Annotated in this window: 12 protein-coding genes; 10 read left to right on the forward strand and 2 right to left on the reverse strand. The window is 43.7% G+C overall.

Going from position 1 to position 13,135, the window contains the following annotated elements; genetic code table 11:
- The first annotated feature begins 93 nt into the window (after positions 1-93).
- Positions 94-663, forward strand: a complete 570-nt coding sequence (locus AWH66_RS05260; RefSeq protein WP_063605983.1) for a Slp family lipoprotein — start codon at positions 94-96, stop codon at positions 661-663.
- A 68-nt stretch (positions 664-731) separates the two neighbouring features.
- On the opposite strand, the gene AWH66_RS05265 is transcribed toward AWH66_RS05260, so the two are convergent.
- Positions 732-1,877 carry a Na/Pi symporter gene (locus tag AWH66_RS05265; RefSeq protein ID WP_031493676.1) on the reverse strand — a complete coding sequence of 382 codons (1,146 nt, stop codon included), beginning with the start codon at positions 1,875-1,877 and terminating at the stop codon, positions 732-734.
- Between the two features lie 406 nt (positions 1,878-2,283).
- On the opposite strand from AWH66_RS05265, the gene nhaR reads away from it, so the two are divergent.
- Together nhaR and AWH66_RS05275 are read left to right on the forward strand one after the other, a co-directional pair.
- Positions 2,284-3,177 carry a transcriptional activator NhaR gene (gene nhaR / locus AWH66_RS05270; RefSeq protein WP_006075376.1) on the forward strand — a complete coding sequence of 298 codons (894 nt, stop codon included), beginning with the start codon at positions 2,284-2,286 and terminating at the stop codon, positions 3,175-3,177.
- A gap of 177 nt (positions 3,178-3,354) precedes the next feature.
- Positions 3,355-3,654, forward strand: coding sequence for an ArsR/SmtB family transcription factor (locus AWH66_RS05275; RefSeq protein ID WP_006075375.1), 300 nt, complete (start codon positions 3,355-3,357; stop codon positions 3,652-3,654).
- 64 nt (positions 3,655-3,718) lie between these two features.
- On the opposite strand, the gene rpsT is transcribed toward AWH66_RS05275, so the two are convergent.
- Positions 3,719-3,979, reverse strand: a complete 261-nt coding sequence (gene rpsT, locus AWH66_RS05280; protein WP_031493675.1) for a 30S ribosomal protein S20 — start codon at positions 3,977-3,979, stop codon at positions 3,719-3,721.
- Between the two features lie 258 nt (positions 3,980-4,237).
- On the opposite strand from rpsT, the gene murJ reads away from it, so the two are divergent.
- From murJ to AWH66_RS05315, 7 genes are all read left to right on the forward strand, one after another.
- Positions 4,238-5,800: a murein biosynthesis integral membrane protein MurJ gene (murJ, locus tag AWH66_RS05285; protein ID WP_063605984.1), complete on the forward strand. Its 1,563-nt coding sequence runs from the start codon at positions 4,238-4,240 to the stop codon at positions 5,798-5,800.
- Between the two features lie 69 nt (positions 5,801-5,869).
- Positions 5,870-6,805: a bifunctional riboflavin kinase/FAD synthetase gene (gene ribF / locus AWH66_RS05290; RefSeq protein WP_063605985.1), complete on the forward strand. Its 936-nt coding sequence runs from the start codon at positions 5,870-5,872 to the stop codon at positions 6,803-6,805.
- A gap of 62 nt (positions 6,806-6,867) precedes the next feature.
- Positions 6,868-9,696, forward strand: coding sequence for an isoleucine--tRNA ligase (ileS, locus tag AWH66_RS05295; protein ID WP_063605986.1), 2,829 nt, complete (start codon positions 6,868-6,870; stop codon positions 9,694-9,696).
- Between the two features lie 115 nt (positions 9,697-9,811).
- On the forward strand, positions 9,812-10,315 hold the full coding sequence (lspA, locus tag AWH66_RS05300) for a signal peptidase II (RefSeq protein ID WP_031493672.1): 504 nt from the start codon (positions 9,812-9,814) through the stop codon (positions 10,313-10,315).
- 129 nt (positions 10,316-10,444) lie between these two features.
- The gene (fkpB, locus tag AWH66_RS05305; protein ID WP_038225509.1) at positions 10,445-10,876 is read left to right on the forward strand and encodes an FKBP-type peptidyl-prolyl cis-trans isomerase; all 432 of its coding nucleotides are present in this window, start codon (positions 10,445-10,447) and stop codon (positions 10,874-10,876) included.
- Between the two features lie 39 nt (positions 10,877-10,915).
- The gene (gene ispH, locus AWH66_RS05310; RefSeq protein WP_083399956.1) at positions 10,916-11,872 is read left to right on the forward strand and encodes a 4-hydroxy-3-methylbut-2-enyl diphosphate reductase; all 957 of its coding nucleotides are present in this window, start codon (positions 10,916-10,918) and stop codon (positions 11,870-11,872) included.
- Between the two features lie 413 nt (positions 11,873-12,285).
- Positions 12,286-13,131 (forward strand): magnesium transporter, encoded by an 846-nt coding sequence (locus AWH66_RS05315; protein WP_063605988.1) that lies wholly within the window; start codon positions 12,286-12,288, stop codon positions 13,129-13,131.
- The last annotated feature ends 4 nt before the right edge of the window (positions 13,132-13,135 follow it).

The raw sequence follows: 13,135 nt of genomic DNA on the forward strand, positions 1-13,135 counted from the left end.
GTTAATAAATTAAGGTAGGGAGTTAGAAGCTACTTGCAAGGTAGTAAATAAGTCACTCATACTTAAGCTAAAAGAATTGTGTAGGGAGGGAGCATGCGATTACTAGTGATGGCGTTGAGTCTTATAATAATAGGATGCAGCAGTGCACCTAACCAAATCAAAGTTGCTGATGAGAAATTATTGGTTGAGTTTAATCAAGCAGTAAAAGAGGCGACACCGTATGTCGGTCAGCCTGCTAGATGGGGGGGAGTGATTGCAAATGTGACCAGTTCAACCCCTAACTCCAGTGAGCTACAAATTAGTCAATTTGCATTGGACTCAAAAGGTCGTCCTGATGAGACTCAGCAGGGCAGCCAACGATTTGTCGTCAATGTCGATAGGTTTTTAGACCCTAAGGTGTTTACTCAAGGTAAATCAATGACATTTGTTGGCGTTATAGAAGGCATGGCTTCAATTACGGTTGGGCAGCAGGAGCTAAAGGTTCCGGTATTAAAAGCTTCAAACTACTATCTTTGGACTGAAGATAAACGCATTAAAACTTATTATGTTGGTGACCCATATTATAACTACTATTACGACCGCTATTATTACTGGGATGATATCGACGACGCCGATTTGATCGAGCACTATGATGACTTTGATTATGACTACGGTGATTTCTAGATAGTAAAAGGCCCAGCTAAATGTAGCTGGGCCTTTTCAGTAGAGCTTAGTGTCCGGCTACTTAGTGTCTATGCTGTTAGCGCTAGAATAGTGCCTGGAATAACAACAAAGATAGAAGCAAGGTAACCGGCGACGACGGCTTTGTTCTTAATAGCCATGTCTGAGATATAGTCTGCACCTTTCACTGGCAGTTCTCTCAAGAACGGAATACCGAAGATAAAGACAGTTGCCATGATATTAAATACCAGGTGCACCAGCGCGATTTGCAATGCGAACACTGCGTATTCTCCAGAAACTGCTGTCGCTGCCAGTAAGCCAGTAATACACGTACCGATATTAGCACCTAGTGTAAATGGGTACACATCGCGAACTTTCAGCGCACCTGAGCCAACGAGAGGCACCATAAGGCTGGTCGTTGTTGACGAAGATTGCACAAGAATCGTAACGATAGAACCTGATGCGATACCATGTAGCGGACCACGACCAATAGCGTTTTTCAAAATTTCACGTGCACGGCCAACCATCAGGCTCTTCATTAGCTTACCCATAACAGTAATCGCCACGAAGATAGTTGCAATACCAAGAACAATCAGTAGTACGCCACCTGTTACGCTGCCGAATGAGCTTAATGGCTCCTGAATCGCACTTACAACAGGCTTGGTGATTGGCTTGATGAAGTTCAGGCCTTTCATGCTCATGTCACCTGTTGCTAGCATTGGTGATACAAGCCAGCTAGAGATTTTGTCTAGAATGCCAAACATCATCTCCAATGGAAGGAAGATAGCAACGGCTAACAAGTTAAAGAAGTCATGGATCGTTGCACTTGCAAAAGCACGTTTAAACTCAGTGTTACAACGAACGTGACCCAAACTTACTAGTGTATTGGTAACCGTAGTACCAATGTTTGCACCCATGATCATAGGGATGGCTGTCGTTACAGGTAAACCACCAGCAACCAAACCAACAATAATCGAAGTGACGGTACTAGAAGACTGAATTAGTGCAGTAGCAACTAGGCCAATCATTAATCCAGCTACAGGGTGTGAGGCAAATTCAAATAGTACTTTTGCATGTTCACCTGTTGCCATTTTAAAGCCACTACCCACCATTGAAACAGCAAGTAGCAATAAATAAAGCATGAACGCCAAGTTAGCCCAGCGTAACCAACGCGTCGTATTCGACATTGGAGTCGCAGCTGTTGTTGCTTGGTTCATCATAGTTTTCTCCATTTGGCCGTGTAATTCGTAAGTTGGCCTGTTGTTGAATCTGAGGCGATATTAGATCTCAAATATTACAGAAATATGACGTTTCTATTTCTGTGTTAATTAACTGCGATGTTTGCTTGGTTTTTGTACTTTTTGGTGCTTAAAAATTTCACAAGTTATTGATTTTAATTGATTATTTTATTTTAGAGAAAAAGAGATTAATTTGCCGTCATCAATGAATAAATTCGATTTAGAGCGAGGGTTATGATGCTTATATGACAGTGAGGTGGCGAATGTGACAATTAAATGTTCGGAAATTCCATTGTATTTTAATTGTAACGTAAGTTTTATCGAATATTGTCGCATAGGGAAGATTTTGCTATAAATGAAACACACTCATTTTAGGCGATATCGCATGTCACACCTTAACTATAATCACCTCTATTATTTCTGGATGGTCTGCAAACAAGGCTCGGTTACGAAAGCCGCTGATGCGTTATTTTTAACGCCTCAAACAGTAACAGGGCAGATTAAAGCGCTAGAAGAGAGAATGGATGGCAAGCTCACTAAGCGAAATGGGCGTAGCGTTGAGCCAACTGAGTTAGGGCAGTTGGTATATAAGTATGCTGACCGCATGTTTGGTTTAAGCTACGAAATGTTGGATATCGTAAACTATAGCCAGCGTTCGAATGTACTGTTCGATGTTGGTGTGGCGGATGCTCTTTCTAAACGCCTGGTCAGTAAAATATTGATGACCACTATCCCGCCAGATAACAGTATTCATCTACGCTGTTTTGAATCCACTCACGAAATGTTGCTGGAGCAATTGGCTCAGCATAAGCTAGACATGATCCTATCGGACTGTCCTGTGGACTCAAGTCAAAGTCCTGGTTTGTTTAGTAAGAAGTTAGGTGAAAGCCGCATGAGTTTCTTTACGTCGGGCTATATCGATAATGTGAGTTTCCCTGAGATTCTTGAACAAAGACGTTTGCTGATACCCGGTAGTCGTACCTCAATGGGACGTAAAGTACTGCAGTGGTTTGATCAACAGGGTATTCAACCTAATATTCTTGGTGAATTTGATGATGTTGCGTTGATGAAAGCCTTCTCTATGTATAAAGAGGATGTCATCTTTCTTGCTCCAAGTATTTATATGTCAGAGATGAGAGATAAGCGCCACCTTCAACTAATTGGCGATATTGAAGATTTGAAAGAAGAGTATTACGTTATTTTTGCAGAGCGAATGATTCAACATCCGGCGGTAAAGAGTGTCTGTGAAGCAGATTTCACCGATTTGCTAGCGTTCTAAGATTGGCGTTAGGTAACAAATTAGTAAAGAGAAATACACTATTTTAAACAAAGCGCTACTAACAACATTTTTATCCATGTAAAATGTGATGAGATTTATGGATTTATTGCGAGAAAGATGGTTAGCATCCAAGTGATAAAAAGGTAAATAAAGACGGATAAAACATAGAGGTAAAGTATGAACTTGCAGGAGATGGAAAAAAACGCATCACAAGCGGTAGTTCTCCTTAAGGCGATGGCAAATGAGAGACGCCTGCAAATTCTGTGCATGCTCCACAATACAGAGTTATCAGTAGGGGAATTGTGTACTCGATTAGAGCTCAGTCAGTCAGCACTGTCACAACATTTGGCATGGTTGCGTCGAGATGGCTTAGTGTCGACGAGAAAAGAAGCGCAAACGGTCTACTACACATTAAGTAGTAAAGAAGTTCGACAGTTGATTGAACTATTACACGGCCTTTATTGCAGCTCAGAATAGTGTGATTTACAGATACAAAAAAACCGGCATCAGCCGGTTTTTTTAACACAATACAAAGTCTAAATTATAGAGCTTTGATTGCAGCAGAGAAGCGTGCCTTGTGACGAGCTGCTTTATTCTTATGAATAAGGCCTTTAGTCGCCATGCGGTCAAGGATTGGAGTAACTTCTGCAAATGCTGAAGTTGCTGCTTCTTTATCGCCAGCTGCGATAGCTGCGATTGTTTTCTTCATGTAAGTGCGCATCATAGAGCGACGGCTAGCGTTGTGCTGACGACGTTTCTCAGCTTGGATAGCGCGCTTCTTAGCAGATTTACTGTTTGCCAAGGGTCTAACTCCCAAAAACTTAGTTCGGTGACAATTTAAGGGCGAGGAATATCCCTCATTTGCGCTTAATTGTCAAATGATTTGTGCAAAAACCCGACGATACAAAACAACTTTTGATATCTGTGGGCTATCGCGGTTAAGATGGCGGGGATTCTAACAGTATTTTTCGACCAATGCTAATACTAATCCTCTCTTCAATAACAAACGCTATTGAATCCGATAAATAGCAGGCATTGGCTAGGTAATTCAGAGGTTATTGTGAGTAAACGCCTTCTTAAGTCAGGCATGATTGTGAGTGCTATGACGTTGGTGTCTCGTGTATTGGGACTAGTACGAGACGTTGTAGTTGCCAACCTTATGGGGGCAGGTGCAAGCGCAGATGTTTTTTTCTTTGCGAATAAGATTCCTAATTTTCTACGTCGCCTGTTTGCTGAAGGTGCTTTTTCCCAAGCATTTGTTCCGGTGTTAACGGAGTATCACGCATCAGGCGATAAAGATAAAACTCGTGATTTAATAGCGAAAGCGTCAGGTACCTTAGGCGTCATTGTGACGATAGTGACCTTATTAGGTGTGATAGGGTCAAGTGTGGTCACTGCATTATTTGGTTTCGGTTGGTTCTTAGATTGGCTAAACGATGGGCCTGCTGCGCCTAAGTTTGAGCTGGCCAGTCTGATGCTTAAAATCACCTTTCCTTACTTATGGTTCATCACTTTTGTGGCGTTATCTGGGGCTATTCTCAATACCTTAGGTAAGTTTGCAGTATCTTCTTTTACCCCCGTCTTTCTGAACGTCATGATTATCCTCTGTGCGTGGTTTATTTCACCAAACCTTGCCCAGCCGGAAATTGGCTTAGCCATTGGTGTCTTCTTAGGTGGTTTTGTCCAGTTTGCTTTTCAATTGCCTTTCTTAATAAAAGAGGGCGTATTGGTAAAACCTAAGTGGGGTTGGCGCGATCCTGGCGTAGTGAAAATCCGAACCTTGATGATTCCAGCATTATTTGGTGTGTCAGTTAGTCAAATTAACCTGCTTTTTGACACCTTTATTGCTAGCTTTCTTGCCACGGGCTCAATTAGCTGGCTTTACTACTCCGATAGACTACTCGAGTTCCCTCTAGGCTTGTTTGGAATTGCCATAGCGACGGTTATTCTTCCTGCGTTGTCACGCAAACATGTAGATGCGCATAGTGAAGGGTTTGCTAGCACGATGGATTGGGGAGTTCGAATGGTTATCCTGTTAGGTCTTCCTGCCATGTTAGGGCTGATGGTGTTAGCCAAACCGATGCTGATGGTCCTGTTTATGCGCGGTGAGTTTACCCCTCACGATGTTCATCAAGCGTCATTGTCACTGCTAGCTTACGCATCTGGCCTGCTTAACTTTATGTTGATTAAGGTGCTGGCTCCAGGTTACTACTCGCGTCAGGATACCAAAACACCCGTGAAATATGGCATTGTAGCCATGGTGTCTAATATGGTCTTCAATGCCATTTTTGCTTACTTCTATGGTTATGTTGGATTGGCGATGGCGACCGCGTTGTCGGCATTTATCAATATGGCGTTGTTATACCGAGGGCTACACCTACAACGTGTTTACCAGATTAGCCGCCAGACTATTGGTTTTGTGGCACGTTTAGTGGTGGCGGCCGTTGCTATGGTGCTAGTGCTTTGTTGGCAACTACAAGATATGCAGCAATGGCTGACTTGGGGCTTAACAGAGCGTGTATATACGTTGATCGGATTGATTTTGATTGGCGCTGTGAGTTATCTAGTGAGCCTATTTGTTCTTGGAGTTCGAGCTCGAGATCTAAAAGCAGCGACAGATTAACAATGATTGGTTATAATCCGTCGGTTTCACACTAGTATTATTTCATTAAGCAGGTGGTTTAGTCGTTTCATGGAACTCATTCGAGGCATACATAACCTAAAAAATCAGCACCATGGCTGTGTGTTAACCATCGGAAACTTCGATGGTGTGCATTTGGGGCACCAACGTGTACTCGAACAGGTAAAGAAGAAAGCACTGCTTTTAGGTTTGCCTGCTGTAGTAATGACTTTTGAACCGCAACCGATGGAATTGTTTGCTAAAGATAAAGCACCGGCTAGACTGACTCGCCTTCGTGATAAGTTTGAATTGCTTGAAGCAATGCACTTGGATCGTTTGTTGTGCGTTAACTTTAACCGCCGCTTTGCCTGCATGTCGCCGGAGTCTTTTATCAAAGACTTGTTGGTGAATAAGTTGGGTGTTAAGTTCCTTGTTATCGGCGATGATTTTCGCTTTGGCAAAGGGCGTGAAGGCAACTTCGATATGCTCAAAAAAGCCGGTGAAGAGTTCGGTTTTGAGGTGGTGAATACCGCTAGTTTCTGTGTAGAAGACACTCGTGTGAGCAGTACGGCGATTCGCCAGGCACTAGCAAGTGATCATCTTGATGAGAGTGCAGAAATGTTGGGGCGTCATTATACGCTGTCTGGGAGAGTGGCTCACGGTCAAAAATTGGCGCGTGATTTTGGTTTTCCAACCGCTAACATTTCGTTGAAACGTTATGTGTCACCTGTGCGTGGTGTTTACGCTGTGCAGGTCTATGGGGTTGATAGTCAACCGTTACCCGGCATTGCCAATGTTGGTAAAAAGCCAACAGTAGCAGGGATAACCCCAGATTTAGAAGTGCATATTTTCGACTTTGAAGGCAACCTTTATGGTAAGCAAATTGAAGTCGCTTTATTGCATAAAATTCGTGATGAGAAAAAGTTCGAGTCACTTGAGCTGCTTAAGCAGCAAATAGAATTGGATGCTGATGTAGCAAGGGTGTGGCTACGTCAGTTTAAGGGTTAGCGGAAGATTCCACCGTTAACATAATGTCTAACTTTCGCCCAATACAACGGAATTAAGAATCGATGAGTGAGTATAAAGATACCCTGAACCTACCTGAAACAGGGTTTCCTATGCGCGGCAATCTGGCAAATCGTGAGCCAGAAATGCTTAAGCGTTGGTATAAAGAAGATCTTTACGGTGAGATCCGTAAAGCTAAGAAAGGCAAAAAATCCTTCGTGCTGCACGATGGACCTCCATACGCGAACGGTGACATTCACATTGGTCACGCACTAAATAAGATTCTTAAAGACATTATTATTAAATCCAAAACACTTTCAGGTTTTGACGCCCCTTATATTCCTGGTTGGGATTGCCACGGTCTACCAATTGAATTAATGGTAGAAAAGAAAGTTGGCAAACCTGGCCAGAAGGTAACGGCTGCTGAGTTCCGCGAAAAGTGTCGTACTTATGCAGAAGGCCAAGTTGAAGGTCAAAAAGAGAGCTTCAAACGCCTAGGTATTCTTGGTGAGTGGGATAAGCCTTATCGCACAATGGACTTTGATACTGAAGCGAACATCATTCGCGCGCTTGGTAAAATTGCCGATAAAGGTCACCTGTTAAAAGGCTTCAAGCCTGTTCACTGGTGTACAGACTGTGGCAGTGCATTGGCTGAAGCTGAAGTAGAATATAAAGATAAAGTCTCTCCTTCTATCGATGTACGTTTTAAAGCGGCTGATGAAAGCGCACTTATCTCTAAATTCTCATTGAATGAAGGTCATGAAGGTCAAGGTGATATCTCAATCATCATCTGGACAACAACACCTTGGACTCTGCCAGCAAACCGCGCAGTATGTCTACGTGATGACCTAGAGTACGTCTTGATTCAGACAGAGGGCGACAACCCTGAGCGTATTATCGTTGCGTCTGAGTTAGCAAAAGATGTAATGGATCGTGCAGGTATTGAGCACTTCCATAACCTAGGTTTTGCGAAAGGTGCAGATCTTGAGTTATCTCAGTTCAACCACCCATTCTATGACTTTACAGTACCAGCGATCCTTGGTGATCACGTTACTACCGATTCTGGTACTGGTGTAGTGCATACAGCACCAGGTCACGGTCAAGAAGACTTTGCAGTAGGCCAAAAATATGGTCTGGAAGTAGCGAATCCTGTCGGTTCTAACGGTGTTTATCTGCCTGACACTGAGCTATTTGCTGGTCAGCATGTATTTAAAGCTAACGATGCCGTTGTAGAAGTACTTAAAGAAAAAGGTGCACTACTGCATCACCACGCTTACGAGCACAGCTACCCACACTGCTGGCGTCATAAAACGCCAATCATCTTCCGTGCAACCCCACAATGGTTCGTATCGATGGACCAAGCTGGCCTGCGTGCTAAAGCACTAGAGTCAATTAAAGGTGTTGAGTGGATGCCTGAGTGGGGTCAAAGCCGTATCGAAGGTATGATTGAAGGTCGCCCTGAGTGGTGTATCTCTCGTCAGCGTACATGGGGTGTGCCAATTGCGTTGTTTGTTCACAAAGAAACAGCTGAGCTTCATCCGAACTCGCTAGAGCTTATCGAAAAAGTAGCTCAACTTGTTGAACAAAAAGGCATTCAAGCTTGGTGGGATGTTGAGCCTGCTGAACTATTAGGTGATGAAGCCGACAACTACGAGAAAGTGCTTGATACACTAGACGTATGGTTCGACTCAGGTGTGACACACTACTCTGTTGTGGATGCACGTGAAGAGTATAACGGCAATAGTGCTGACCTATATCTAGAAGGTTCTGACCAACACCGTGGTTGGTTCCAATCGTCGCTAATTACGTCTATTGCGATGAAAGACGAAGCACCATACAAGCAAGTGCTGACTCATGGCTTTGTGGTTGATGGTCACGGCCGTAAGATGTCGAAATCTATCGGCAACGTTGTAGCTCCAAAAGATGTTACCAACAAATTGGGCGCAGATATCCTTCGTCTGTGGGTAGCTTCAACAGACTACACTGGTGAAGTAGCGGTTTCTGATGAAATCCTTAAGCGCTCTGCTGATGCTTATCGTCGTATTCGCAACACGGCTCGTTTCTTCCTAGCGAACCTAAATGGCTTCAACCCAGAAACGGATCTTGTTCCTGCTGATGAAATGGTAGCACTTGACCGCTGGGCGGTTGGTCGTGCGCTAGCTGCACAAGATGAGATTGTGAAAGCTTACGGTGAGTACAACACACACGCCGTAACACAACGTTTAATGCAGTTCTGCTCTATCGAGATGGGCTCTTTCTATCTTGACGTGATCAAAGACCGTCAATATACAGCGAAGCTTGGTGGTCACGCACAGCGTAGCTGTCAAACTGCGCTTTACTATATCGTAGAAGCACTAGTTCGTTGGATGGCGCCAATCATGTCGTTCACAGCAGACGAAATCTGGAATGAAATGCCGGGTCAACGTGACAAGTTTGTGTTTGCAGGTGAGTGGTTCGATGGCCTATTCGGTCTTGCGGAAGGCGAAGCGCTAAGCAACGAATTCTGGACTGAAATCCAGTCAGTTCGTAACGCGGTAAACAAGCAACTTGAATCTGCACGTGCAGAAAAAATCATCGGTGGTGCACTACAAGCAGAAGTCACGCTTTACGCAGACGATACACTGACGGCAACTATCAACAAGCTTGAAGATGAGCTTCGTTTTGTACTTCTTACTTCAGCAGCTGCAGTTAAGCCGCTGTCAGAGAAAACTGACGCAGCGAAAGAGACGGAAGTTGAAGGTTTGTTTGTTGAGGTTGACGCAACGGAAAACGAGAAATGTGACCGTTGCTGGCACCACACTGCAGATGTAGGCACGATCGAAGGTCACGAGAAGATTTGTGGTCGCTGTGTTTCGAACATCGCAGGTGAAGGTGAAGTTCGTAAGTTTGCTTAATTGACAGTAAGCCAACGGAACTTTTAACGAATATGACAGCCCCAGTTTTTACTGGGGCTACTTTTAGCTAGTACTTTTCTTATGCTTGTTTAAGCATGACAATTTAAGGATTGGAATGAGCGAAACAACAATTACCTTTAAGCAATCGGGTGTGCGCTGGCTTTGGTTGGCTATTGTCATTTTTATTGCCGACATTAGCATCAAGCTGGTTGTTATGGACAATATGGGATATGGCTGGGCAAATCGCATTGAAATCCTGCCATTTTTCAATTTACTGTACGTTCACAACTATGGCGCTGCGTTTAGCTTTCTAAGCGAACAAGCGGGATGGCAGCGTTGGTTGTTCACCGGTATTGCGTTTATTGTTACGGGGCTATTAACTTATTGGATGAGCAAGCTCCCAGCGAAAGAAAAGTGGAACAATATTGCGTATGCCATGATCATTGGCGGGGCGGTTGGTAATGTGTTTGACCGTGTTGTACATGGTTTTGTTGTTGATTACCTGGACTTTTACTGGGGAACATACCATTGGCCAGCTTTCAATTTAGCTGATATGGCTATCTGTATCGGTGCCGGTATGATTATCATCGATAGCTTTCGCAACAAAGAGGCGAAGTAATAATTGCCAATAACCTTAAGCGCTGTGCGTTGATATGCACGGCGCTTTTTTATATAACAATAGCGATAACGAAACGACAAATAACAAAGAGCAATACTAAGACTCTTTGAAAGCAAAGGAAGCAGTAACGTGAGTAAAATTTCCCAAGATAGTGCGGTCACTCTACATTTCACCATTAAATTGAAGGATGGCTCAGTCGCAGATAGCACCCATAATATGGGCAAGCCCGCTAAATTTATTATTGGTGACGGAAGTTTAAGTGAGAACTTTGAAAGTTGCCTGATCGGTTTATCAGTGAACGAGAACAAAGCTATCGAGTTGAAAGCAGAAGACGCTTTTGGTATGCCGAATCCAGACAATATTCATCATATGGACAGAGCGAAGTTTGTGGGTGACTCTGAGGTGGAAGTCGGTACAATAATGGCCTTCTCTGGTCCTGATGGTATGGAAATTCCAGGTATTATTACCGATATTGCAGGTGATTCTGTAACGGTTGATTTTAATCACCCGTTGGCCGGACAAGACGTGACATTTGAAGTGGAAATTCTTGAAGTAGAATAGTCAGCAGAGATAAGCAGAGTAAGTAGAAGCGGTTGATCAATGAGTAATGAAATGAAAATCAAGTTAGCAAACCCACGAGGCTTTTGCGCCGGCGTAGACAGAGCGATCAGTATTGTGGAGCGTGCTTTAGAAATGTATCAGCCGCCAATTTATGTTCGTCATGAAGTGGTTCACAACCGATTTGTGGTAGAAGGTCTAAAACAGCGCGGTGCAATCTTCGTGGAAGAACTCAGCGAAGTGCCAGACGACAACATAGTGATATTTTCTGCTCATGGAGTTTCCCAAGCGGTTCGTAAAGAAGCTAAGCAACGTGCTCTCACCGTGTTTGATGCGACGTGTCCTCTGGTAACGAAAGTTCATATGGAAGTAGCACGCGCCAGTCGTAAAAACATGGAAGTTGTTCTTATTGGCCATGCTGGTCATCCAGAAGTGGAAGGCACTATGGGTCAATACTCTAGTGAGACCGGCGGAATGTACCTTGTTGAGCGACCAGAAGATGTTCTTACGCTTAAGGTAAACGATCCAACCAACCTTCATTATGTAAGCCAAACGACCTTATCTGTGGATGAAACAGCCGATGTGATTGAAAAGTTGCGTGAAGTGTTCCCTGAGATTCAAGGGCCTCGCAAAGATGATATTTGCTATGCAACACAAAACCGTCAAGATGCAGTCCGAGAGCTAGCACAAGCCGTGGATGTGATGGTTGTTGTTGGTTCAACAAACTCATCGAACTCCACTCGTCTTAAAGAACTTGCAGAAAAGCTAGGAACACCGGCTTATCTGACCGACACTCCTGACTTGATTGAGGCGTCTTGGTTTGAAAGTAAGGGGTTAGTGGGCGTAACCGCGGGCGCTTCAGCTCCTGAAGAACTCGTGAATCAGATCATTGATAAAATTAAAGACTTGGGTGCTGATGACGTTGAAGAAGTGTTAGGCAGAGAAGAAAACATGTTCTTTGAAGTTCCTAGAGAGCTGCAAATCAAGCAGGTTGATTAACATGAAAACGCCGCATCATGATGCGGCGTTTTTTATTAAGTATTGATATTACTAAGGCAGCTTTATAAATCATTGCGTAAAGATTACGAAAGGTAAAAAATCGTTTCAACGAAGATAATCACCTTTACTCATTGACGAATTTTGGTATCCTAGCGCCGCTATCGAATCGATAGTTTTTTCGGAGATAACTATGAACAATACCGACCATCCTCCTAGTATCAAGGGAGAAAAGTAACAACTCGTCGGTAATTGCGATCTTCGTGCCTACCTTCGAGGTAGGGCTCCTTTCCTTTTAATAACTTATCGTTATTTTTCTCCTTTTTGCTATTTCGTTGAGACGTCTGCACATTCACGTGTAAGGCTATTATTTTGACGTTTGATGGTCGTTACCAACGCTAATCGGGAGATTCGCCATGACGGTAATGAACAATACTTATATTGAGAGTACGCCACTGTTTTCAGAAGAAGAAATCAGTGCGGCAACTCAAGCATTTTTGAAATACGACACAGCACAGCAATTGAATCTATTGACCGTGATGCCAATAGACGAAGCCGTTGGCGTGCTGCAACACTGTGCTTTAGGGCAGGTGCAATATTTAATCGAACAACTCGACTTACAAGGCCATGATAGACGAGCCAGACATTTTGCTCACCAATTGGGACTGATTCACTCTGAAGCAGAGACCACTGGTGGTTATCTGACAACAGGTGTTATGGAACACGTAAAGCAACGCATTGGTTGGATCATTACGTTGGCACTGTTAGGGATTGTCTCGGGTCTTATTATTGCTCAATACGAAGATACGCTTAGCCAGCTAGTGCTGTTAGCGGTCTATATGCCTGTAATAGCCGCTGCTGGTGGTAATACAGGTACCCAAGCTGCGACATTGGTAATTCGTGCTCTAGCAACTGGAGAGCTAAGAAAGCGTCAGTGGCTAGAGGTACTTTGGAAAGAAAGCCGAGTCGCAGTCTGTCTTGCTGCTGCGGTTGCTTTAGTTATGGTTGGCCGAATTCTCGTCTTTGGTGATGTGAACTCAGCGGGTGGCTTTGATATCCATTTAATTGCCATGGCCATTGCAGTCGCGCTGTTTATTCAGGTAACGGTATCAACAACACTGGGTGGTGTACTGCCTATTATTGCTCGAGTCTTCAAGCTGGATCCAGCAGTACTGGTGAGCCCAGTACTGGCATCGATTGTTGATATTTCGGGGATGTGGATTTACTTCACTGTAGTGAATCATTTCTTAGGTTTATCTTAAACCT

This window comes from Vibrio barjaei, from assembly GCF_001639065.2.
Taxonomy (GTDB): domain Bacteria; phylum Pseudomonadota; class Gammaproteobacteria; order Enterobacterales; family Vibrionaceae; genus Vibrio; species Vibrio barjaei.